This is a genomic window from Sporolactobacillus nakayamae, from assembly GCF_900113325.1.
Classification (GTDB): Bacteria; Bacillota; Bacilli; order Bacillales; family Sporolactobacillaceae; genus Sporolactobacillus; species Sporolactobacillus nakayamae.
The window spans coordinates 1-21,472 of sequence record NZ_FOOY01000014.1 but is presented as its reverse complement, the minus strand read 5'-3'; the positions used below and the strand labels follow the sequence as shown (position 1 = coordinate 21,472).

24 protein-coding genes are annotated in these 21,472 nt (G+C 41.2%); 2 read left to right on the top strand and 22 right to left on the bottom strand.

Translation table 11 applies throughout. From position 1 onward, the window contains the following. Window positions 1-123: 123 nt before the first annotated feature. The 5 genes from merA to lgt all read right to left on the bottom strand — a co-directional run bounded on the left by merA (window position 124) and on the right by lgt (window position 4,841). Window positions 124-1,758: a mercury(II) reductase gene (gene merA, locus BM003_RS10375; protein WP_010023127.1), complete on the bottom strand. Its 1,635-nt coding sequence runs from the start codon at window positions 1,756-1,758 to the stop codon at window positions 124-126. Between the two features lie 20 nt (window positions 1,759-1,778). Further along, the gene (gene merR, locus BM003_RS10370; protein ID WP_010023125.1) at window positions 1,779-2,171 is read right to left on the bottom strand and encodes a mercury resistance transcriptional regulator MerR; all 393 of its coding nucleotides are present in this window, start codon (window positions 2,169-2,171) and stop codon (window positions 1,779-1,781) included. A gap of 116 nt (window positions 2,172-2,287) precedes the next feature. Continuing rightward, window positions 2,288-3,451, bottom strand: coding sequence for a geranylgeranyl reductase family protein (locus BM003_RS10365; RefSeq protein WP_093672801.1), 1,164 nt, complete (start codon window positions 3,449-3,451; stop codon window positions 2,288-2,290). A gap of 135 nt (window positions 3,452-3,586) precedes the next feature. Then, window positions 3,587-4,018, bottom strand: a complete 432-nt coding sequence (locus BM003_RS17650) for a hypothetical protein (protein ID WP_177184748.1) — start codon at window positions 4,016-4,018, stop codon at window positions 3,587-3,589. Between the two features lie 37 nt (window positions 4,019-4,055). Next, window positions 4,056-4,841 carry a prolipoprotein diacylglyceryl transferase gene (gene lgt, locus BM003_RS10355; RefSeq protein ID WP_093672799.1) on the bottom strand — a complete coding sequence of 262 codons (786 nt, stop codon included), beginning with the start codon at window positions 4,839-4,841 and terminating at the stop codon, window positions 4,056-4,058. A 326-nt stretch (window positions 4,842-5,167) separates the two neighbouring features. On the opposite strand from lgt, the gene BM003_RS10350 reads away from it, so the two are divergent. Both BM003_RS10350 and BM003_RS10345 read left to right on the top strand, forming a co-directional pair. After that, a complete protein-coding gene (locus tag BM003_RS10350; protein WP_093672797.1) occupies window positions 5,168-5,542 on the top strand; it encodes an ArsR/SmtB family transcription factor in 375 nt (124 codons plus the stop codon). Beyond that, complete coding sequence (locus BM003_RS10345; protein ID WP_093672795.1) at window positions 5,535-7,649, top strand: heavy metal translocating P-type ATPase; 2,115 nt, start codon at window positions 5,535-5,537, stop codon at window positions 7,647-7,649. The genes BM003_RS10350 and BM003_RS10345 overlap by 8 nt, the downstream gene beginning before the upstream one ends. 281 nt (window positions 7,650-7,930) lie before the next feature. Here BM003_RS10345 and BM003_RS10340 read toward each other — a convergent pair whose 3' ends face one another. The 17 genes from BM003_RS10340 to BM003_RS10265 form a co-directional block, all read right to left on the bottom strand. Then, a complete protein-coding gene (locus BM003_RS10340; protein ID WP_010027497.1) occupies window positions 7,931-8,584 on the bottom strand; it encodes a methyltransferase family protein in 654 nt (217 codons plus the stop codon). Between the two features lie 61 nt (window positions 8,585-8,645). Further along, entirely contained in the window at window positions 8,646-9,017 is a 372-nt protein-coding gene (locus BM003_RS10335) for a cupredoxin domain-containing protein (RefSeq protein ID WP_010026851.1), read from the bottom strand. 19 nt (window positions 9,018-9,036) lie between these two features. Continuing rightward, window positions 9,037-11,148, bottom strand: a complete 2,112-nt coding sequence (locus BM003_RS10330) for a copper-translocating P-type ATPase (protein WP_093672793.1) — start codon at window positions 11,146-11,148, stop codon at window positions 9,037-9,039. Window positions 11,149-11,548: 400 nt separating this feature from the next. Beyond that, window positions 11,549-13,384, bottom strand: coding sequence for an ATP-dependent zinc metalloprotease FtsH (gene ftsH / locus BM003_RS10325; RefSeq protein ID WP_093672791.1), 1,836 nt, complete (start codon window positions 13,382-13,384; stop codon window positions 11,549-11,551). Window positions 13,385-13,580: 196 nt separating this feature from the next. Next, window positions 13,581-13,754: a hypothetical protein gene (locus BM003_RS17645; RefSeq protein ID WP_155217843.1), complete on the bottom strand. Its 174-nt coding sequence runs from the start codon at window positions 13,752-13,754 to the stop codon at window positions 13,581-13,583. 134 nt (window positions 13,755-13,888) lie between these two features. Next, window positions 13,889-14,170, bottom strand: a complete 282-nt coding sequence (locus BM003_RS10320) for a DUF2933 domain-containing protein (protein WP_010025840.1) — start codon at window positions 14,168-14,170, stop codon at window positions 13,889-13,891. Between the two features lie 22 nt (window positions 14,171-14,192). Next, entirely contained in the window at window positions 14,193-14,357 is a 165-nt protein-coding gene (locus tag BM003_RS17640; protein ID WP_176557813.1) for a hypothetical protein, read from the bottom strand. A gap of 29 nt (window positions 14,358-14,386) precedes the next feature. After that, window positions 14,387-14,578, bottom strand: coding sequence for a hypothetical protein (locus tag BM003_RS10315; protein WP_010025838.1), 192 nt, complete (start codon window positions 14,576-14,578; stop codon window positions 14,387-14,389). A gap of 317 nt (window positions 14,579-14,895) precedes the next feature. Beyond that, complete coding sequence (locus BM003_RS10305) at window positions 14,896-16,305, bottom strand: sensor histidine kinase (protein WP_093672789.1); 1,410 nt, start codon at window positions 16,303-16,305, stop codon at window positions 14,896-14,898. Then, entirely contained in the window at window positions 16,302-17,009 is a 708-nt protein-coding gene (locus BM003_RS10300) for a response regulator transcription factor (RefSeq protein ID WP_370646039.1), read from the bottom strand. Before BM003_RS10300 ends, BM003_RS10305 begins: the two co-directional genes overlap by 4 nt. A gap of 148 nt (window positions 17,010-17,157) precedes the next feature. Next, complete coding sequence (locus tag BM003_RS10295) at window positions 17,158-17,817, bottom strand: TIGR01906 family membrane protein (protein WP_093672785.1); 660 nt, start codon at window positions 17,815-17,817, stop codon at window positions 17,158-17,160. A 196-nt stretch (window positions 17,818-18,013) separates the two neighbouring features. Further along, complete coding sequence (locus tag BM003_RS10290) at window positions 18,014-18,886, bottom strand: DUF4247 domain-containing protein (protein ID WP_230459019.1); 873 nt, start codon at window positions 18,884-18,886, stop codon at window positions 18,014-18,016. Continuing rightward, the gene (locus BM003_RS10285) at window positions 18,849-19,352 is read right to left on the bottom strand and encodes a DUF4178 domain-containing protein (protein ID WP_093672783.1); all 504 of its coding nucleotides are present in this window, start codon (window positions 19,350-19,352) and stop codon (window positions 18,849-18,851) included. Before BM003_RS10285 ends, BM003_RS10290 begins: the two co-directional genes overlap by 38 nt. A gap of 95 nt (window positions 19,353-19,447) precedes the next feature. Beyond that, window positions 19,448-20,113, bottom strand: coding sequence for a PspA/IM30 family protein (locus tag BM003_RS10280; RefSeq protein ID WP_093672781.1), 666 nt, complete (start codon window positions 20,111-20,113; stop codon window positions 19,448-19,450). A 317-nt stretch (window positions 20,114-20,430) separates the two neighbouring features. After that, window positions 20,431-20,646 carry a copper chaperone CopZ gene (gene copZ / locus BM003_RS10275; RefSeq protein ID WP_093672779.1) on the bottom strand — a complete coding sequence of 72 codons (216 nt, stop codon included), beginning with the start codon at window positions 20,644-20,646 and terminating at the stop codon, window positions 20,431-20,433. A 57-nt stretch (window positions 20,647-20,703) separates the two neighbouring features. Next, window positions 20,704-20,919, bottom strand: a complete 216-nt coding sequence (locus tag BM003_RS10270; protein WP_093672777.1) for a cation transporter — start codon at window positions 20,917-20,919, stop codon at window positions 20,704-20,706. 67 nt (window positions 20,920-20,986) lie between these two features. Next, on the bottom strand, window positions 20,987-21,472 hold a 486-nt coding region (locus BM003_RS10265; RefSeq protein ID WP_143128452.1), incomplete at its 5' end, for an HAD-IC family P-type ATPase.

The window sequence follows — 21,472 nt, the reverse complement described above, 5'->3', positions numbered from 1 at the left end:
TCCTGATTTGAAGCAGATCGTCATCGGGGTTATACTTTTTTAAATTATGAGAAAAAGCCGATTTCCCATTTTTAAGGAAAAATGGGAAATCGGCTTTAATTTGTTTCTTTATTATTAACATTGTTATCCTGCACAACAAGAAAGTGTAGATATATCTTTGTCAAATGTGAGTGCTGCTAACCTTAAGCCTTCGGCCATAGTGAGATAAGGCGTGAGGGTATCTTGAAGATCTTCCACAGTCATCCCAAACTTTACGGCTAATGTCGCAGCATAGATCACGTCTCCCGCATTTTCAGCAACAATATGGACGCCCAAGACCTTGAGTGTCTTTGCTTCTGCCACTAATTTAAAGACACCAGTCGTCTCTCGATTAACGATTGCTCTGGGCACGGTACTTAAAGGCAGAACAGACGTTTTTACCTTAAGGCCTTTTTTTATTGCCTGCTCTTCCGTTAATCCAACCATGGCAGTTGATGGAGTTGTAAACATAACGCTCGGTACAAAGTCTAAGTCGGTTTTTTGACCAAGTCCTCCGACGGCATTGTCTGCAGCAAGACCGCCTTGATAAGCAGCGACATAGACGAATTGCGGGCCGAGCGTGACATCCCCAGCTGCATAAATACGTGGATTGGTCGTTCTGGAAAATTCATCAATGAGGACTTCACCCCGGGTACCGACCTTAACGTTTGCTGAATACAGATTTAAGTTTGCTGTGTTCGGTTTGCGTCCTGTTGCGACAAGCAACTGCTCTGCTTCAATAACTTGTTCCTTACCCTCAGTCTTTATATGGACTTTCTTTATCTGCCCGTCTTGTTCGATACGCTTGAATTTTATTCCGGTAATAAAATGAATACCTTGTTGTGTTAAAGCTCGTGTTATGGTTTCCGATATTTCCGGATCATATTTTTTTAATAATTGATTGCTCTGCTGCATCAATGTTACTTCCGTACCTAAATGATGAAAAAGCTGACCTAATTCAAAACCTACATAACCGGAACCGATGACCGCAAGACGTTTCGGGATCTTTTTCAGTTCAAGTAAAGTTGTGCTGGTTAAGAAATCCACATGATTTAATCCGGGAATATCGGGTATGAGCGGTGAAGCACCGGTGGCGATTAAAAAACGCTTTCCCGTCAGTTGTCTGCCATTCACTTCGATCGTTTTTTCATTGACAAACTTTGCCTCTCCTTTAATAAGTTCAAAACCATAAGTTCCAATTAAATTTTCATACTTTTGGATCCGTAATGTTTCAACCAATTCATTTTTTTGCTCAACCAGTTGCGCTAAATCAGCTTCAGCTGCTGAAGTGTGCAATCCCTTGAATGGATGATTTTTTGCCTGGTTATTAATTTCCCCGGCTCTGAGCAAGGTCTTAGAAGGAACACAGCCGATATTAACACAGGTACCGCCAACTATACCTCGTTCAATCATTGCCACTCTGGCGCCATACTCTCTGGCTTTAATGGCTGAAGCAAAAGCCGCACCGCCAGAGCCAATAATAATGTAATCGTAGTCGTCTTCTTTATCAGAATCTCCTTCTGATTGGATCTGCATAAAATTTACAGGTTGATAGTGTGCTTCAACTATTGCCCGTTCCACAGTCTCCTTTTTAATACTAACCGGGAGCCCAAAAAGAGCTTCCCCACGTTGATAATTAACCTTAATGTTTCTTGCACCAATATGTTCCAGAGTACTTGCCACATGGTCTTCACACCCGGCACAAGTCATCCCCTGAACAGTCATTCGATACGTTATCATATGATTTCCTCCTCGTATTCTCACATTAAGGATTCAATAATGGGGCACTCATAAATCTCTTTATTCTCAGGACATCTTTTTTTCAGATCGACAAGCATCTTTTCAAGTTTGTTTAATTCCTCGATTTTATGCTGTATCTCACCAATCTTGTTAACGGTAAAATCATATATATCTCTGCACTTCACTTCATTGCGGTCAACAACGCCTAACAACTTGTCAATTTCATTCAATGTAAATCCTAATCTCTTCAACTTTTTAATAAAATTCACTCGGTCCACTGTTTGAGCCTTATAGATACGGTATCCTTTCGCTGTACGAGAGGGAATTGGAATTAGCCCCAGCCGTTCATAGTACCGGATCGTTTCTTTGTTGACGTAAGTTCGGCTGGCCAGCTGTCCGATTCGTAACCCCATTTGTTTCACCTCATATACAATATAAACCCTGTACCAAAGTACAGGGTCAACCTTTATTCCTAAACATAACTCCGTATCATGACGGTAATATCATTAATTGGTCTTTTAGAATGGACTCAAGTGAAAATAGAGCTTTTCAGATTCAAAAAATGGCCGTACGATTTTACTATATTGAATTTCTTGTACAGTTTGCTATAATCTCTTTTTCCTTCTAATACATCAAAAACTAAGCTTAATAACTTAGGAAAACGAGAAACAATCTTTTGCATCAATTTCGGATTTTTGTAAAATTTCCGGCCAAACTGATCCAATGTACTGAGTTCGGGCATGATTGTCAGATCAACATCTCTTTGATAGGTTAAGAATGCTTCACTATATCTATCCCTGATCGACTTTATTAAATGGTCAGAAAGTAATTCAGCACTCCACAAAGCATAGTAGATGCCCTCTCCGGCAAATGAATCGACCAGTCCGGCTGCGTCTCCGATTAATGCTGTTCGTTGCGTCATGATTGGCTGCCGGGTACCGCCAGCAGACAAAAAAGATCCCTTCGCGCTCAGCAGATCTCCACTCATTTCCTGATGGTCCAGAAATGAAAGCAAATATTTCGACATCAATTTCCGACTTAACGAGTAAGAACCGATGCCTGCCGATAAAATTCCATTTTTCGGAAATATCCATATATATCCGTCAGGTACACTGGTATAATCAATGATAAACTTGTTTTTATATTTTGCGTTTGTTGCCTGGTCACATCTGAATTCATATTCCAATGCCAGAGCTTTCCTTCGTTCCGACATTAACCCCACCTGTTTCGCAACGATACTGTTTACGCCATCGGCTCCAACCAAATACCGTCCTGAATATTTCTCATCCCTTGTGAAGACCTCGACCCCTCCACCACACTCGACCACTTTTTTAACGAAGGAATCCTCTTTCAGTTCTACACCACAGTCAACGGCATGTTTCGCCAGTAGTTGATCCAATTCGTCTCTCATAACCATATAAATAAACGGCGTTTTATGTTTAAACTCCTGAATGTCATGATTACCTTCCACCGTGACAAATGAAGTGATCTGATCTCGAATAATCGGTGTGATAGCAGTCGGCATTTTCAGGAGGGCTCTCTTGGTAATCCCGCCTCCACATACTTTATAACGCGGAAAACTTTGCTTCTCTAAAATTAAAACATGAAGCCCTGCTTCAGCAAGCTTTGCTGCCAGTGAACTGCCACCAGGACCTGCTCCGACAATAATCACATCATAAATTTTTGAATCCATTTTGTTTCCCAACCTTTTAGCATTCAATCTTTTAGAGACTGATGCAATTCTCACATTGTGAAAATACGGACATTCCTCATAAAAATAGAAAATCACCCCATGTCTATCTGTCATTTGCTAAAAATCATTTCACCACTATTTATTCATATCACTATGATTATGGTCATGCGTGTTTATACTGCCAGGATTCTGTGTATTTGAAGGTGGCTGAATGATTGCGTTGATTGTCTGCGGTACAGCAGACAATACAATCACGATCGATAGAATTGAAGAGATGGCATAAACCCATGCGACCGGGCGTTCATGTCTCCATTTGTGTTTCGCTACGAAAATAAACCGGATTGAAATGATCAGAGAAATGATCAACAGGATGACTTTTAAAAGGGGAGGCATATTAAATAAAACTGCCCCAATCGACGTTAAGCCGACAGAAATCAATAGTATATGCAGCCAGTGATGAGATGTAGCAATAATGGCGAAAAGGACTGAACCTATGGTTTTTAGTAAGGTTTTCCCTCGATTTGACTTTTTATTTGTTGAAACTGATCCAGATTTTCTGTTCCTCATGCCGCTTCTCCTTTTCTTTATTTTCTAATTTTCTTTGTTACTCTCGATGAGCGGCTTTCATTTGTCTATAGCGTCCGATCATAAAACCGATTGCTAAGATAATCGTTGCCAAAGCCGTCAATTGAGCGACTTTTAGATTAAGTAATGTCCTTAGGCTGTCTCCTCTCCAGAACTCTAAAGTAAATCTCAATGTTGAGTAAAGTGCTAACATCTGAAGGAATAGAAACCCTTGGAATGGTTTTCTATATTTAATCAATAGCAAAAAGCCAAAGATGATCAAATCACCGATGGCCTCAAATAAGGGCATCGGCAGGACCGGCGTGCTACCAAAGATGTTGTAGACAAATGTTCCCGGGGGATAGGAAACAGCTAAGATGGAATCGCTTGGAATACCATAAGCGTCACCGGTAAGAAAATCTGAGATCCGACCAATCGCCATTCCGAGTATTAACGCTGGTGCCACGATATCGGCTACCTGCCAAACTGGCAATTTATGCTTCTTAGCGAGCCAGATTCCTACTAAAGTACCGCCGAGAATGCCACCTTGTATTGCCAGTCCCCCCATCCAAACCATAAAAATTTCTGCTGGATGAGCAGCGTAATACGGCCATTTGAAGAGAACAAACCACAATCTTGCTCCAAGAACACCACCCAATACACAATAAATAGCGAATTCCACCATGTAATCCGCTTGAATACCTTGCCTCTTGGCCTCACGATTTATCAACCATAAACCAAAGAGCGTTGCCAGAGCTACCGAAGCACCCAACGTATTAATTGGAATCGGTCCGATTCTAAATAAAACAGGTCCTGGAAACCACATGAACCTTCCTCCCTTTTAATAAAAATAATCACTTTATAAGTTGAATCCTATTGCAAAAATGTGTGGAAACGATGTGGAAACGATAAACTTCGGTTATGATTATAGAAAAATTTTTGGTGATGCATATCAATGAAGAAGGTCATGGAGATTGACCAAAGGAAAAAAAGTCATCTATCTTTTATCATCTTATTTTTCTGTAGTTAATGGCACATAATTGACATCTCTAGCACACTAAAAAAATTTATTCAAATGTACATTTGAATAAAATAAGAAATGATGTATAATATAATCAAATGAATATTTGAATGATAAGGAGGTCGCTATTAGTGGTCGAAAAAGATACATGTGAAATTTATTGCTATGACGAAGAAAAGGTCAATCGCATACAAGGCCTTTTAAAAAATGAAAATGATGGGCTATCTCGCGTTGTTCGATTGTTCAAAGCGCTTGCTGATGAAAATAGGTCAAAAATAGTCTTTGCCTTATGTCAAGATAAGGAGCTATGTGTTTGTGACGTTGCAAACATTATTGGTTCTTCCATAGCAACGGCTTCACATCACCTACGCACTCTCCGTAAGCAAGGTCTTGTAAAATATCGAAAGGACGGAAAAATGGCATTTTATTCGCTTGATGATGAACACATCAAACAATTAATTTCTATTGCAATGACGCACAGAAAAGAGGAGAAAACTCATGTCTGAACAACAAGTCAAGTCATATCGAGTTCAAGGGTTTGACTGCATGGAATGCGCGAACAAGTTTGAAAAAAATGTAAAGCGGTTAGATGGAGTGATTGAAGCTAAAGTGAATTTTGGCGCTTCTAAGATTATGGTTACTGGAAACACAACCATTGAAGCGTTAGAAAAAGCAGGAGCGTTTGAAAAATTAAAAGTCAGGGATGAAGCAGAACAAACTGTTGAACATGTACCATTTTGGAAGCAAAAAGAAAATTTTAAAGTCTACATTTCAGCCTTTCTATTGATAATCAGTTGGATTATTGGGACTCAATACGGAGAGCTGAGTCTGATTCCTACCATCGGATTTTTAGCGGCTATTATCATCGGTGGCTACTCGTTATTCATTGAAGGTTTTAAAAATCTGATTCGGCTTGACTTTGATATGGACACTCTTATGACGATTGCTATTATAGGAGCGGCCGCGATAGGTAAATGGGAAGAAGGAGCAACGGTTGTTATTCTCTTTGCGATTAGTGAAGCGTTAGAAAGTTATTCAGCAGATAAAGCGAGACAATCTATTCAATCGTTAATGAAAATTGCACCAAAAGAAACATTGATTCGTCGGAACGGTCAAGAATTGATGGTCCCTGTTGTAGATGTTCAGGTTGGTGACACAATGATTGTGAAACCAGGGCAAAAATTGGCTATGGACGGAGTTGTGACTAATGGAACATCGACTCTAAATCAAGCCGCTATTACTGGCGAGTCAGTACCAGTAACAAAAACCATTAATGACGAAGTCTTTGCTGGGACATTAAATGAAGAAGGTTTGTTGGAGGTCAAAGTTACAAAAAGAGTTGAAGATACAACTCTTTCTAAAATTATTCATTTAGTTGAAGAATCTCAAGCAGAAAAAGCACCTTCTCAGACGTTTGTTGATCGTTTTGCAAAAGTCTATACGCCAGCGATTATTATTTTCGCTGTCCTGTTGTCCGTGATTCCTCCTTTATTCATGGGAGATTCTTGGGGAGATTGGATCTATCGAGGGTTAGCCTTGCTGGTTGTCGGTTGCCCGTGTGCTCTGATCATTTCTACACCCGTAGCTATTGTCACATCGATAGGAAATGCTGCCAAAAACGGTGTAATTATCAAAGGAGGAGTTCACCTAGAAGAAGCTGGCTCCCTCAAGGTTATTGCCTTTGATAAAACCGGTACATTAACAAGAGGGATTCCAGAGGTTACAGACGTTGTAACTTTTAATAAAAACGAACAAGATATCATAACCTTAACAGCGGCTCTTGAAAAAGGATCTCAGCACCCACTCGCCTCAGCCATTGTTAGGAAGGCTGAGGAAGAAAGGCTGAAATTTAACGATATTGAGATTGAGGACTTTCAATCCATTACTGGTAAAGGTGTCAAGGCTAGAATTAACCAGAACATGTACTATGTGGGAAGCCCGAACCTTTTTGAAGAAACACTTTCTAATGGGATTAAAAAAGCTATTCATAATCAGATTGTAACCCTTCAAAAGCAAGGGAAAACAGTAATGGTTTTTGGAACGGACGGAGATATTCTTGCCCTTATCGCTGTGGCTGATAAGCTAAGAGATTCAGCGAAGAATGTTATCCAAAAACTTCATCAGTCCGGTATTGAACAAACTGTAATGTTAACAGGGGACAACAAAAGTACAGCCGAGACAATAGGAAAAGAAGTCGGTGTTTCTGATATTCAAGCAGAATTGCTACCGGAAGAAAAGCTAAATTATATTAAGTCCTATCGTGGGAAGCAAAAGGTTGCAATGGTTGGTGATGGGGTGAACGATGCCCCAGCATTGGCAGAAGCCACTGTGGGTATTGCTATGGGGGGTGCTGGAACAGATACAGCTTTAGAGACAGCCGACATTGCCCTTATGTCTGATGATTTAACAAAATTGCCCTACACAATAAAATTGAGCCGTAAAGCTTTGGCGATTATTAAACAAAACGTCACGTTCTCACTAGCTATTAAAGCTATTTCTATATTGCTTATTTTCCCAGGGTGGCTAACACTATGGATTGCTATTTTAGCTGATGTGGGAGCTACAATAATTGTCACATTGAACAGTTTACGACTCGCGAAAGTTAAAGAGTAAAAATCAAAGACAAAACCTTCGCTTGATTGGCGAAGGTTTTAGTGCTGATTATGGAAGATGGGGGGATGTGTAAGTTAGTACGTTTTGGAACAGCATTGATACACAGATAAGTTTGGTCGATTATGTGAAGCGGTCCGGTTACCATCATTGTTTGTTCAATGTTTTAATGTTTTCTCAAATTAATCACGGAGGAACACAGAGAGTGAGTAATCTACCACACTAAAATTAATGATTAAAAGAATCCATGTATAAATAGTAAAAGGATCATCTGTCAGTTTCTTTTAATTTGTTTCCTTCTTTGTGAAATTAGTTAAATGTATCTTTGGAACGAATCTAGGTACCTTTTTCATATACTCGAGATATTCCTCACCAAACTCTTGAATCATGTTCTGTTCTTCTCTTTTTGCCAGTTTCCTGTACATAATCAGTAAAGTAGGCGCCATAATGAGTGTAATTAACGTTGGCCATTGAATCAGAAAACCGATAATTGCCACTCCGAAACCGGTGTATTGAGGATGGCGAATAAATCGGTAGATCCCATCCGTGACTAATTTTCCTTCCCCTGAATGTATTTTTCTCCAACCAATCCCGATAATAATCAATCCGCCAAAAATAAACACATTGCTTAAAGGGTGAAGAATATCAAATAAAATCGGAGATCCTCCTGCTACTGCCACCCATAGATGACCATTAATATGATTGAACGGATCAAGAACTGGATAATTCTTCCCAAGGATAGATGTCAGGATATAGATGGTCAGGGGATAACCAAACATTTCGCTGAACAAAGCGACCATAAACCCTGTAAATGCCCCCAAAGTTCTCCAGTCCCGTTTTGTCGTCGGTTTAAACACGGAGTAAGCAAACAGTCCGAAGAAAACGATGTTGAATAGGACAGCACCCCATAGACCGTACGCGTATTTTCCATCAGGCATGAGCAAATCTCCTCTTCATAAATAATCTATAAACCAGCTCATTGTTTCTTGTTTTATTTTTTTAGTTTTTCACAATAATCTTTCCTCTGAACATCCCCATCTGGCAGGTAAAGTCATAGGATCCTGTTTTCATGGGAGGGAGATCAACAATAACCTTTTCTCCAGCCGGCAGCGTCGCGCTTTTCTCAAATCCAGGAAAAATAACCATTCCGTCACAGGCTCCTGTCTCTATACGGGTAAACTCAAATCGAACCGGTTTCCCGCTCTGGACAACAATACGGGACGGATTATAGCCGTTTTTAACCAGGATCTTAGCCTCCTGAAAACCGGAAGCATTCGTTTCCGCAAGGCTTCCTCCTTTTTTCGGTCCCCAGAAGTACCAGGCGATCACACCAATTAATAACAGTCCAACAACTGTAACAAACCAATTCATTTGAATCATTCTCCCCTCTTTAATTAAATTTAAGTTTCAATTGTTTCAAACGGTTCGCGTTCAGGACAACAGTTAAAGAACTGAACGCCATGGCTGCTGCGGCAACCAGCGGCGATAACAGGATGCCCGTGAAGGGATAGAGCACACCCAAGGCAATGGGAATACCGATTGCATTGTAAATAAAGGCGCCGAATAAACCTTCGTAGATGTTTTTCATCGTGGCTCGGCTGACTCTAATAGCCCTAACAACCCCCTCCAGGCTCCCGGAAATGAGTGTGATATCACTTGCTTCAATGGCGACATCCGTTCCGGTTCCAATGGCAATACCGACATCGGCCTGTGTGAGTGCCGGTGCATCGTTAATGCCGTCGCCGACCATCGCCACTTTCTTCCCTTCTTCCTGAAGCCTGCGGACATTTTCCGCCTTATGCTGAGGAAGGACCTCCGCCAGGACCTGATCAATGCCCACCTGTTTGGCGATCGCGCGGGCCGTTCGCTCGTTGTCCCCGGTAATCATCACGACTTCCAGGCCCATTGATTTCAATTCATGAATAACGGAAAGCGAGTCCTTCTTGACGATATCGGCAACCGCAACGATGCCACCGGCTTCCCCATTGATCGCCAGGAACATCGGCGTCTTTCCCTGATCGGCCATCGAGGCAGCATAAGAGTTAAAGCCGTCCAGAGGAATCCCTTTTTCCTTCATCAGTTTTAAATTACCGAAATAGATCATTTTTCCATCGACCGTTCCTTCAACTCCATGTCCCGGAATCGCATTGAAGCCCTCACTCTTAACAGGCGTCAACCCTTTCTCCTTAGCCTTTTCCACAATAGCGGATGCCAGCGGATGTTCGGATCCCTGCTCAACCGAAGCGCTGATGAGAAGGAGTTCTTCCTCAGTAAATTTTCCAAGGGGAACGATATCCGTCAGTGAAGGCTTTCCTTCCGTTATCGTGCCGGTTTTATCCATGACGATCGTCCTTAGTTTCTGTGCGATTTGCAGCGCTTCTCCGGAGCGGATTAATATCCCGTTTTCCGCTCCTTTTCCAATACCGGTCGTCAGGGACATCGGTGTTGCCATTCCCAGCGCGCATGGGCAGGCAATAATTAAGGTCGTCACTGCAACAATCAACGCATATACCCATCCCGGCTGCGGCCCGAAATCATACCAGACGATATAGCCGAGTATGGCCGCAATAATGACACCCGGAGTGAAGATTGACGAAATCTGATCGACAACTTTCTGAACGGGAATACGCGATCCCTGGGCCTGCTTCACCATTTCCACAATATTGGCTAATGCCGAGTCCTTTTGTTCTTTGGTTACTTTGAATGTAAAACTTCCTGTTTTATTCAGCGTCCCTCCGAAAACTTCATCGCCTTCATTCTTTTCCACAGGTATAGATTCTCCGGTCAGCATCGACTCATCAATAGCTGAACTTCCTGAGACAACGGTTCCGTCTATGGCGACCTTTTCACCGGGACGGACAATAATTTGATCACCGATATTTATTTCCTCTAACGGTACCTTGACTTCTTTTCCATCCCTGACAACGTTGGCTGTCTGAGGCTGAAGGGCAACCAGTTTATTAATGGCTTCGGATGAACGTCCTTTAGCTTTTACTTCCAGCGCCGATCCAAGAACAACAAGCGCCGTGACAACTGTAGTGACATCATAGTAGACATCAGCCATTTCAGGTCTCGGAAAAATTTGCGGCCAGAACAGGGCGACCAGAGAATAGAGCCACGCCGCCGAAACACCGGTTGCGATCAGCGTGTTCATATTGGCGGAGCGCTGTTTCAAGCCTTCCCAGGTGCCAACGAAGAATTGACCACCGCTTCGGATCACGACGAACAAGGCGAGTATTCCCATGATTAACCTGGCCCACCACAGTTGCTGGCTTCCCATCGGAAGCAGCTCACGTAACCCAGGAAATAAATTAGGGTAAGAAACTAAAATAACAGGAACAGATACAGTAGCTGCCAGCCACCATTTCTTCATTAGCGACCGATATTCTAATTCCTCAGTTGATTCTCCTTGCTGACCTTGTTCTGGCTTGATGTGACCGGTCATCATCCCATGCTCATGATCTTGATGTTCATGCATGTGCTGTATTTTTTCAGCTTCCATTTTCAATTCTCCCCTCCAAAGTATTTAATAAATGAAAATCTAATGCTCAGTTTGTTTTCTATACTGTTGTTTCTTAGTAAGAGATATCCCTTATGCTATACCATCATTCATGGTGTCTATTTTAAGTATTTTATATCCAATGGGACTTCCTCTTGCATAAAGTAATGTTAAATGATAATCATGTAGATTCTGAGTTGAAAACGTGTAGAAACTGTTAATATCTAAAAAAAGGTTAAATTGAGCAATTGACATCTGCCCAATTTAACCTTTTTCATTTATAACCTCATCAAAAATATTGACTTTTCGTTGGGATCACTATGTTTCTCACGAAGCGTCCATCTTAATGTAATTTTCTTAAAGAACTTTTAAAATACATACTATTTTAATACATTTTCTCGCCTTAACGATTATTTCTGGGTTCGATATATTCTCCACGTTCATACAATGCCTTAATTTGTTCGGCTTCCAGTGTTTCAACTTTCAGCAAGGTTTGCGCGATCAGTTCCAGTTTATCACCGTGTTCCACTAGCAATTCCTTACAACGTGCATATTGTCTTTTAATGATTTGCTGCACCTCGGTGTCAATTTCGTAAGCAACCTGGTCACTAATATTTTGTTCATTTTGCATCATTCCAAGAAAGGGCTGACTACCTTTATTTCCAAACTGCAAAGGACCGAGCTTCTCACTCATCCCCCACTCAGTCACCATGCGTCTTGCGATATTTGTAGCCCTCTGAAAATCATTGCTAGCGCCTGTAGATACTTCACCAAATGTGATCTCTTCAGCCACACGACCACCAAGCAAGCCGGTGATCTGTTCCAACAGTTCCGGTTTGGTCATTAGATGGCGATCTTCTTTAGGCAAAGAAATAGTGTACCCACCTGCCTGTCCACGTGGAATAATCGTCACTTTATGCACTTCATCGGCACCATCCAGAGCTAAACCAATGATTGTATGCCCTGATTCATGATAGGCAACAATATTTTGTTCTTTTTTGGAAATGACACGTGATTTCTTTGCGACCCCTGCTATGACACGTTCAACTGCTTCATCAATATCCTCCATATCAATGACGATCTTGTTGGCGCGTGCAGCAACCAGTGCCGCTTCATTTAACAAGTTCTCTAAATCTGCTCCGGAAAATCCTGGTGTCAACTTAGCTACCGTATTCAAATCAATATCTTTCGATAGCGGTTTGTTTCGTGCATGAACTCGAAGTACAGCCTCACGTCCATTCAGATCTGGACGGCCAACTGGAATTTGGCGATCAAAACGGCCTGGTCTCATCAAAGCGGGATCCAGTATATCCGGCCTGTTCGTCGCCGCAATGATAATGATTCCTTCATCGGCCGCAAAACCATCCATTTCAACAAGCAGCTGATTCAAAGTCTGTTCCCGTTCATCGTTTCCTCCGCCCAGACCGGCTCCTCGCTGGCGTCCGACAGCATCAATTTCGTCAATAAAGATAATACAAGGTGAATTTTTTTTTGCCTGTTCAAATAAATCACGAACCCTTGAAGCACCGACACCCACGAACATTTCAACAAAGTCAGAGCCGCTGATTGAAAAGAAGGGAACACCCGCTTCTCCGGCAACCGCACGAGCCAGCAATGTTTTCCCTGTTCCCGGTGGTCCTTCAAGTAAAACCCCTTTTGGTATTCTTGCACCCAAAGCAATAAATTTTCTCGGTTCTTTTAGAAAATCGACAATCTCAACTAATTCCTGCTTTTCTTCATCCGCACCCGCCACATCTTTAAACGTGACTTTATGATTATCCTCTTTATAAAGTTTAGCCTTACTTTTACCAACGCTCATCATTTGGCCGCCACCACGTGTACGATTCATGAGAAAGAAAACCAGCAAGAACATGAGAACAAATGGGATCAGTGAAGTAAGAAATACGACCCAACCAGGTGTACTTGCTTCTGGTTGAATAGTCAAATTGGATTGTTCAGCCAATGAAGTAATTTGATTGATTTCCTTTTCACTTGCCGGGACATAGGCTCTAAATGTCGTATTCTTTTTTCCATTATTCAAGCGGCCTGTTGCTGTATAGACACTCCCATCCGGCTGAAGCGTCAGTTCTCTGACATCCCCTTTGGCAAGATGTTGTTGAAAGGTACTGAAAGACATCGGTTCAACAATGTTGTTTGGACTGGTCAGCCATTTGGTCACGCCTGCAACAACCAGAACGATAAAGACATAAATGATCATATTTCTATAGACGCGTTTCATCCGTCTCCTCCACTCACGCATAAGGAACCCTGTATTTCAAAAGTGAAAGTCACTCTAATTTTCACCGTTCATCATTTAATTATCTGATGGAGATGTGAATTCTTTATGTAAAGCCACATCGGTGGCAACTCTAAGTCACAGCGATAAGAGTATTCCCTTCACTCTTATCTGCAGAGTTCAGCTTAACAACACCTGATTAAAATTCAGTTCTAACGGTTCTTTTGTTAAAAAGATTCCGTTTAGATCCTCTCCGTGTTCTCATTGATTCATTTTCCTTTTCTAAAATGGGACAAACATATTCTTCTCTTATTTTTTGCTTTTGCCAAGCTAAAGTCCCCGGTTGTGCTTTTTCATCTTTTGATTTTGTCAATCTACATTTCACCTCTTTTTACATACTGGTTTTATTATCTGCACTGATTAATGAGATCCTTATTAAATAGAGACGAAAAACCCGATAGAGTTTTCGTCCCTATAAAGAAAAGTCGAATTGAAACTTTTTTCAAGTCAATGATGATGTCCATTACCTTTCTTCATCATAGCCGGCATCATGAACAGATGCATCAACGGGCAAATAAGTACAGCCGCGAGTATGAGCAAACTATTTGATCCTGAAAATCCGCCTGTGAAAAACAGACCAATGATCACAGCTATTGGAATAATGAGGCAGACTGCCATCATAAGGTTATGATTGTGTTGATGAGTTCCATGAGCACTATGATTTTCATTTCCCTGATTTTGATTTTCGTGACCCTGACTGTTATGATCATGATTCCCGCAACAATTCATCAAAAATCCCTCCTCAATCTCGTTATGCTTGTTTACTTTTCAGCTGCTGAAGTTCTTTCCGCAACTGATCATTCTGTTCTTTTAACGCGTCAAATTCATTCTGTTTCTCATGAATATGCTGATGTGTGCTGTGTTGATGGTTTTCAGACTGATGACCTTCATGATTGTGATTTCCGCAACAAGACATAAAAAATTCCTCCTCGTAAACTTTGATTATTAATCCTTGTTTTTAAGCTGTTGAAGCTGTTCCCGCAAAAGATTATTCTGTTCTTTCAGGTCGTTCAATTCATTCGAGCTTTTTTGATGTTCAGAATGATCCGTTTCTGAATGATTTCCCTTCATCATCATAAACATCATCGGGAGCATCATAAGGGGACAAGCGAGTAATAGTAGCCAAGACCAGTCCATTGATTTCTTCCTCCTCTCATTCTTCAATAATGATTATAGGAAAGAAATGTGTGGAATCTGTGTGGAAAACATGTAGAAGGCGAGTAATTGTTGAAAAAATAAAAAAAGATTTACATATTACTCTTTGTTCCTGTAATGGAACCATAAATACAGGCTGCCAAAGAGGATCACAGGGCAGGCGACCCACATGCAGACTTTGAAAAAAATCCTCCCAAATGCAAGAAAACTCTCATGACCAAAAGCATTGGCTGAGAAGAGAAGGCAGGTTAGTCCAACGATAATTAAAAAAAGTGAAAAGAACCAATCAATTTTCTTCATTATTTCATCCCGTCCCTTCTCTGCTTTTTTTCATGAGTAAAGATCAATGTGAAAGTAGTCCCGACGCCCATTTGGCTATCAACTCGAACCGTTCCGTCCTGCATTTCAACGTATTTTTTGACGATAGACAGGCCTAATCCAGTCCCCCCGTATTCACGCGCACGTGATTTCTCCACTCGATAAAATCGTTCAAAGATATAAGGCAACTCTTCTTTAGAAATACCAATGCCTGTGTCTGATACGGAAAGGACAGTTGCTTCTTTCTTCCCGGTCAGTCGTACAAGAACGCTGCCCTTCTCCGTATAACGGATGGCATTCTCAAGTAAATTTAACAGCACCTGTTCCATCCGTTTACGATCTCCTCGAATAAGAGGAACCTGATCTTGTAAATCCAGCTGTAAGCTTAGTCGTTTACTTTCTGCTTTAAGTTTAACTTTCTGAACAGCTGTTTTTATGGTTATCTTCAGATCCATCCATTCCATATTAAGTTTGATCTGTCCTTCCTCCATTTTCGAGAGGTCAAACAGGTCATTAATCAAATGTTCGAGACGAACGGATTCTTGATATATAATGGAAAGGTACTGTTTTTTTTCTTTATCAGAATCAACTAATCCATCTGTCAGAACTTTAGCATAACCCTGAAGATAAGTGACTGGGGTTCGAAGTTCATGTGAAATGTTTGAGAAAAACGCTCGCCGCGTATCTCGATATCTTTGCAAACTTGCAGCCAGATCATTAATGGAGTGCCCGAGCATACCGATTTCATCTCGACTCCCGACCTGAAGTCTTGTATCCCAGTTTCCTTTTGCCATTTTATCGGTCATTTGCTGCATTCGAAGCAGTGGACGAGAAAGCAGTTTACTCATGATAAGAATCATACCTAAAGCGAGAAAAAACGCGCCAAGTCCAGAAAGCACCAACAAATTTCGAAGTCTCTGCAAAGAATCGTCTATTTTTTTCATGGAAGAGACAATATAAATCGCAGACCCAGTCGTTTCCCCTATTTGTATGGGTTTACCTACAACATAAAATCGGTTTCCATGAACATCATGGTTTTGAAAAGCTACAGAATGACCGGATAGCAGGCGCCGGGTATCGCGTGACCGTATAAAAGACAGATTCGGCTGTTTCTCCCGTGGAAGCGTCAAAATCCTTCCTTCATCATTCAACCAGAAGACCTTTACATCTGAAAATTTAGCAAAAGCTCGAATCATTGATTGTGAAGAAGTATCATTGGATTCTGCCATGGTTGCAAAGTGTGCAGCAATTTCCTGTGTATTGTCCTTCATTTGAGCATCATAGAAATTTGTGAACAATCGATCAACAGCAAGACCGGAGGATACGAGAATCACAATCATCAGTACGATAACAGCCGCGCCCAATTTCAGCCCGATTCGATTGATACTCATGATTTTCCGACCTCTGCCTCAAATTTATAACCGACTCCCCAACTTGTCTGAATCGGGTTATAGACTAATCCGGATCTCTTTAATTTCTCTCTGATATTTTTAACGTGGATATCGACAACCCGCGCATCCCCTTCAAAATCATAACCCCATATTTGTTCGATCAACTGTTCACGAGACAGAACACGTCCTTTATTTTTGGCCAGCGTAGCAAAAAGGTCAAATTCTTTATGGGTTAAATCCACCGATTGATCATGAACAAAAACCTGGCGTCCGTCTCTATCAATCGTTAGTGCTGGAAAATTCAGCACATCGTTATTTGTTTTTTCGGTAGAGGTCGAGGATGCGCGGCGAATCAGCGCATGAACGCGGGCAATTAATTCCTCTGGATCAAAGGGTTTTGTCAGATAATCATCAGCCCCGAGTTCCAGCCCCTGGACCTTTTCTTTTGTCTCACCTAGAGCCGTTAACATCAGAATAGGAACGGATTGTGTCTTCCGAATCGACTGGCACACCTCCCAACCATCCATATTGGGCATCATCACGTCAAGGATGACCAAGTCAAAGGAGTGATTTTTAATTTTCAGCATCGCTTCATTGCCATCCGCTGCCTCAACGGTATTGAAACCTTCTTTAGATAAGTAGATGCGTAGCAAATTGCGCAACTTCCAGTCATCATCCACCATTAAGACTTGTAATTTCTTCATACTCATCACCTTCTCTCATCATACAGCAAATTTTCCATATTACATATATTAACAAATTGAAATCATGCGTAGCATACATCCTAGTTTCTTTTTTAAATCCAGTGATACTTAAAAAAAAAAACTGGATCTCTTCCTATGGATTGTTTGATTAGAAAACGGACTTATTTTTCCACTTTTTTAATAACTTCCTATGACATACACTTAATAAAATCATGCCTATAACAATCCACATCAAAATAAATAAAGCGGCATGTAGAAAAAAGGCTTCCGGGAGGATCGTGATCACAGGATCTGTAACCGGATCGAACAGCCAGTAATTATTTCTAAAAAAAGCCTTGTGAAACAAAGTGAAGGATGCATCAAAGTTTAAAGTGAAAGCAGTTAAAGTAACGATAATGAAGAACAGAAGAATGAAAGACGCTTTTTTCAGAACACTGATCATTCCATGCTTAATACCGCAATACAGGCCAGCCACACTAACTAAACCTGTGATGATAAAGAGCAGCTCAATTGAAGTGAAGATCCTTTTGACATCCCCAAAATGAATTTGTCCGCGAACTGAGTAAGGCAGGGATGGAAGCTTAAAGGATTGAGGCCTTGGATCGAAAAGATATTGAATCATGTAATTATAGTTTTCCACAATTCTAGCTGTGTTGATACCCGCGATCTTGTCAATACCAAGATACCAAATATCGAAATAGTACAGAGGTTTAAAGAGCAGAGCAAGCTCTATTGACAGGAAAATAATAAACAACGCAAGATTGATGGCAAGCAGGGACTGAAATACACTGGATTTTTTGAAATGCATCCGCACACACACCCATATGAAATATTTTGATCTGAACCACATAAGCCTAAAGAAGTGTAAAAATAGTGGATTCGTATTTCTGTCAGGAAAAGGACTAAGCCTCTCTTTTACGGCTTAGTCCTGAACAGAATTTCATAGACGACCATTAAATTGAAAGCGAACCGTAGTTTTGTAATCAATTTATTGACAATCGAATTTATCTGCTTCTTCTCATGATCCTTCCAAAACTTTTGAATTTGACTTTTGGTGGAGAATTATTTTTTGGGATTGAAATTCTTGAATTTTTTGGAAAAACTTTACTCGTTCCTTGACCCGTATCCGATTTCAAGATTTTCCCCGTATTTCTCTCAACCGAATTAATCGCCTGTCCTACATCTTTTGTAACGCTATTCCTTATTCTTGAGAATGTACTTGAAAACGAGTTCGAGTTATTCCCGGAGCTGCTACGCTTAATAATCGAACCGGTTGTCTGCTTCGTTATTGGAGGGATCGTTTTCTTTTCGCTGGCGGTAGGGGGCTGATACTTTACCGTTGGCCGAATTGTATTACCATCCGTATAGCCACGATAATTACCTAGAGCGCCTTTTCCCAATTGATACAATCGATCCAAGAGAACGGCAGACAGATAGCCCTTCAAAAACGACGAACTGTAATTGTTGCGAACAAATTCTTTATTACTTACTTCAATCAGGGTATTATCGGGGTTCTTTTTGTCTCTTTGAAGATCATATAATTCATCAGAATAGACAAGGAACATTTGCTGGTTGTCGTTTCTTGAGATCTGATCCGGCTTCTTTTGGTCGCTTAGTTTCTTGGCTACTTCTGGAACCGACTGTTTGTCAGCCTGATAAATATAAGACTCCTGATTTCCGTTTTTGGATACGGAGGTCAGCGGATAGCCACCGGTAACGGCTGGCTGTCCGGAGCCGGATGCGGAGCATCCGGTTAAAAGGGAAGCCCCGAGTACAATAGCCAATACAATTTTTATGCTGTTTGACAATCGCTTAATCATATTTAACGCTTCCTTTTTTTCATGACTGAATGATCCTGACGTCCATTGGTAGGACATCCTCTCCCTCATACAACATCATCTGGCCAGCCTGCCATTCGATTCGCAGTAGTTTCCAGTTATCTGATTGAAAGTCCCAAAGATAACGTTCACTAGAGGATGCAAAAGGCGTATCACCTGAAGAATGGGCTGCGCCTACCGCTTGATCTTCCATATGATACAATGTCCCTTCCATTTCAATGGTCGTTGGAATCTCATTAATATCTTCCAGACGTCCATCAATCGCTTCATAAAGAGACAGCTCCAGTTTTTCCCTCTTAGCAACCCGTAAATATTTGATCGTACTCCCATCCTTTATCGTAAAAAAAGCTTCCTGGCGTTGCGGGAATAACACTCGACCCGCAACGGTATAACTATTAAGTGAAAGATCAACAATATCACCAATAGATAAAGTGTAAGGAGTTTTTTCTTCAATCGGTGGTTCTGGCTTCTTTACTAAATTGATGATTCGATGAAATAGGGACATTTTTTATCTCCTTTCAACTTGCAAAAATAAAACCGACAGCCGTCTTTTGTAATTTTCTCGGCGTGCCGGCTCATTGATTTGCCTATTGTTATCCCTTATTTTTTATGCTGTTCGATGAGCTGTGCCAGTTCATCTTCGACCTTCTTGTCCTTCCCCAAATTTTCAAACTCTTCATCGATGGATTTTTCTTTTTTATAGACTTCCCCGCTTGCTTCCGCCTCGGCTTCTAGCTGCAATGTTTTTTCTTCCATACGTTTCAGTCCGGCCATCGCTGTATTGGAATCAAAGCCAGACATGGTGTCATTAATCTTTTTCTGCGCCTCGGCGGCGTTAACACGTGCGACCAACGTTTCCCGCTTATCTTTCAGTTCTGCAACTTGTTTTCGCATCTCATCTAGTTTTTGACGAAGATTTTCTGCCGCGACCTGATTTTGTTCATAACGTTTCTTGTATTCAGTCACTTTTTGTTCAGCGTTTTGTTTATCCTCGATGACCCTTCGTGCCAGATCCATATCACCGGTTTCAACCGCCAGATGTGACTGTTCTTCACGCTTGGCTACAAGGGCTTTTTGTTCCTCGTAAAGAGCCTTGAATTTTTTTTCAAGAGCAATTTGTGCAGCGACTCCCCGTTCAGCTTCTTGTAAGTCCTCCTGCATATCACGCAGGTACTGGTCGGTCATCTTAACCGGATCTTCCGCTTTTTCAATCACAGCATAAATATTTGAAACGGTAAGGTCACGCAGTCTTTTAAATAGTGACATTTAATGAAACCTCCTGATTGTTTTTCATGTCGATATCGGATCCCCTTAAAAGGGTGACCAACACTTTTTCTACCTTATTGACAAGTACATTCGTCATTTGTTGTTTTGTATCAACTACCCCTCCTTCTCTACTGCAATAAGATTACACGTTAAATGTGTAGAAACCATGTAAAAGTGATATTTCTCTAAAAAGAGAATTGAACATGATTTTGAAACATCAAAGCTACCCGCTTTTTTACTTTAATTCATTGTCTTGTTTCTTTTATGGTATTAAAAAAGTGCCTCTAACCCATTTCGGGCGAGGCACTTCTTAACAATTAATTCTGTCCGACAACATCGTATCCTTGTTCTTCAACTGTTTCCTTCATCTTACTGAACTGAACCCTTGCATCATCATATTCAACTGACGCTTTACCTTTTTCAAGATCCACAGAAACGTCAGATACACCATCTAATCCCTTTAAAGCATTTGTAACCGAGGCTTTACAATGTCCGCAATGCATACCTTTTACATCAAGTGTGGTCTTTGCCATCGTTTCAATCTCCTTTTTTATACTGAAAATTTTTTATTTAAAGATGAATGGACAGATTTAGTGCTGTCCAACAACATCGTATCCTTGTTCTTCGACAGCTTCTTTCATTTTGTCGCATTGTACTTTCGTTTCATCATAGTCGACAGCAGCTTCACCAGTTTTAAGATCAACAGAGACAGCAGATACCCCATCAAGACCCATCAGTGTTTGAGTCACCAGATTCTTGCAGTGGTCTCCCATCATACCCTTAACATCAAGCTTCGTTTTTGCCATAAGTCGTCAATCTCCTTTTCATCTTTTTTGATGCTCTACAGCTTCTCAGTCAAAAAACCTTTCAATTTCAGACTTTGACCCGTTTCAGACGTAAACTGTTCGTCACGACGGATACGGAACTGAAGGCCATGGCAGCACCGGCTACCCACGGTGCAAGTAAGCCAAGTGCGGCGACCGGAATGCCGACCGTATTGTAGAACAGAGCCCAAAACAAGTTCTGACGAATGTTCCGCATCGTTTTCCGGCTCAAATCAATCGCTTTTGGAATATGAAGCAGATCGCCACCGACCAATGTGATATCAGCTGCCTCAATTGCCACGTCTGTTCCAGTGCCAATTGCCATGCCGATATCTGCTGTAGCCAATGCCGGAGCGTCATTTATTCCATCACCAACCATGGCTACCTTCAGTCCCTTTTCTTGAAGAATTTTCACTTTAGCTGCTTTTTCCTCGGGAAGAACCTCGGAAAACACATGGTCAATGCCTGCCTGTCTGGCAATCGCCTGAGCCGTCCGCTCATTATCGCCCGTAATCATATACACCGAAAGACCACG

Excerpts from the sequence above, each read along its gene's own strand:
- merA (WP_010023127.1), bottom strand. The coding sequence starts at position 1,758 with ATGATAACGTATCGAATGACTGTTCAGGGGATGACTTGTGCCGGGTGT.
- merR (WP_010023125.1), bottom strand. The coding sequence starts at position 2,171 with ATGGGGTTACGAATCGGACAGCTGGCCAGCCGAACTTACGTCAACAAA.
- BM003_RS10365 (WP_093672801.1), bottom strand. The coding sequence starts at position 3,451 with ATGGATTCAAAAATTTATGATGTGATTATTGTCGGAGCAGGTCCTGGT.
- BM003_RS17650 (WP_177184748.1), bottom strand. The coding sequence starts at position 4,018 with ATGAGGAACAGAAAATCTGGATCAGTTTCAACAAATAAAAAGTCAAAT.
- lgt (WP_093672799.1), bottom strand. The coding sequence starts at position 4,841 with ATGTGGTTTCCAGGACCTGTTTTATTTAGAATCGGACCGATTCCAATT.
- BM003_RS10345 (WP_093672795.1), top strand. The coding sequence starts at position 5,535 with ATGTCTGAACAACAAGTCAAGTCATATCGAGTTCAAGGGTTTGACTGC.
- BM003_RS10340 (WP_010027497.1), bottom strand. The coding sequence starts at position 8,584 with ATGCCTGATGGAAAATACGCGTACGGTCTATGGGGTGCTGTCCTATTC.
- BM003_RS10335 (WP_010026851.1), bottom strand. The coding sequence starts at position 9,017 with ATGAATTGGTTTGTTACAGTTGTTGGACTGTTATTAATTGGTGTGATC.
- BM003_RS10330 (WP_093672793.1), bottom strand. The coding sequence starts at position 11,148 with ATGGAAGCTGAAAAAATACAGCACATGCATGAACATCAAGATCATGAG.
- ftsH (WP_093672791.1), bottom strand. The coding sequence starts at position 13,384 with ATGAAACGCGTCTATAGAAATATGATCATTTATGTCTTTATCGTTCTG.
- BM003_RS10320 (WP_010025840.1), bottom strand. The coding sequence starts at position 14,170 with ATGAATTGTTGCGGGAATCATGATCATAACAGTCAGGGTCACGAAAAT.
- BM003_RS17640 (WP_176557813.1), bottom strand. The coding sequence starts at position 14,357 with ATGTCTTGTTGCGGAAATCACAATCATGAAGGTCATCAGTCTGAAAAC.
- BM003_RS10315 (WP_010025838.1), bottom strand. The coding sequence starts at position 14,578 with ATGGACTGGTCTTGGCTACTATTACTCGCTTGTCCCCTTATGATGCTC.
- BM003_RS10305 (WP_093672789.1), bottom strand. The coding sequence starts at position 16,305 with ATGAGTATCAATCGAATCGGGCTGAAATTGGGCGCGGCTGTTATCGTA.
- BM003_RS10300 (WP_370646039.1), bottom strand. The coding sequence starts at position 17,009 with ATGAAGAAATTACAAGTCTTAATGGTGGATGATGACTGGAAGTTGCGC.
- BM003_RS10295 (WP_093672785.1), bottom strand. The coding sequence starts at position 17,817 with ATGCATTTCAAAAAATCCAGTGTATTTCAGTCCCTGCTTGCCATCAAT.
- BM003_RS10290 (WP_230459019.1), bottom strand. The coding sequence starts at position 18,886 with ATGTCCTACCAATGGACGTCAGGATCATTCAGTCATGAAAAAAAGGAA.
- BM003_RS10285 (WP_093672783.1), bottom strand. The coding sequence starts at position 19,352 with ATGTCCCTATTTCATCGAATCATCAATTTAGTAAAGAAGCCAGAACCA.
- BM003_RS10280 (WP_093672781.1), bottom strand. The coding sequence starts at position 20,113 with ATGTCACTATTTAAAAGACTGCGTGACCTTACCGTTTCAAATATTTAT.
- copZ (WP_093672779.1), bottom strand. The coding sequence starts at position 20,646 with ATGGCAAAGACCACACTTGATGTAAAAGGTATGCATTGCGGACATTGT.
- BM003_RS10270 (WP_093672777.1), bottom strand. The coding sequence starts at position 20,919 with ATGGCAAAAACGAAGCTTGATGTTAAGGGTATGATGGGAGACCACTGC.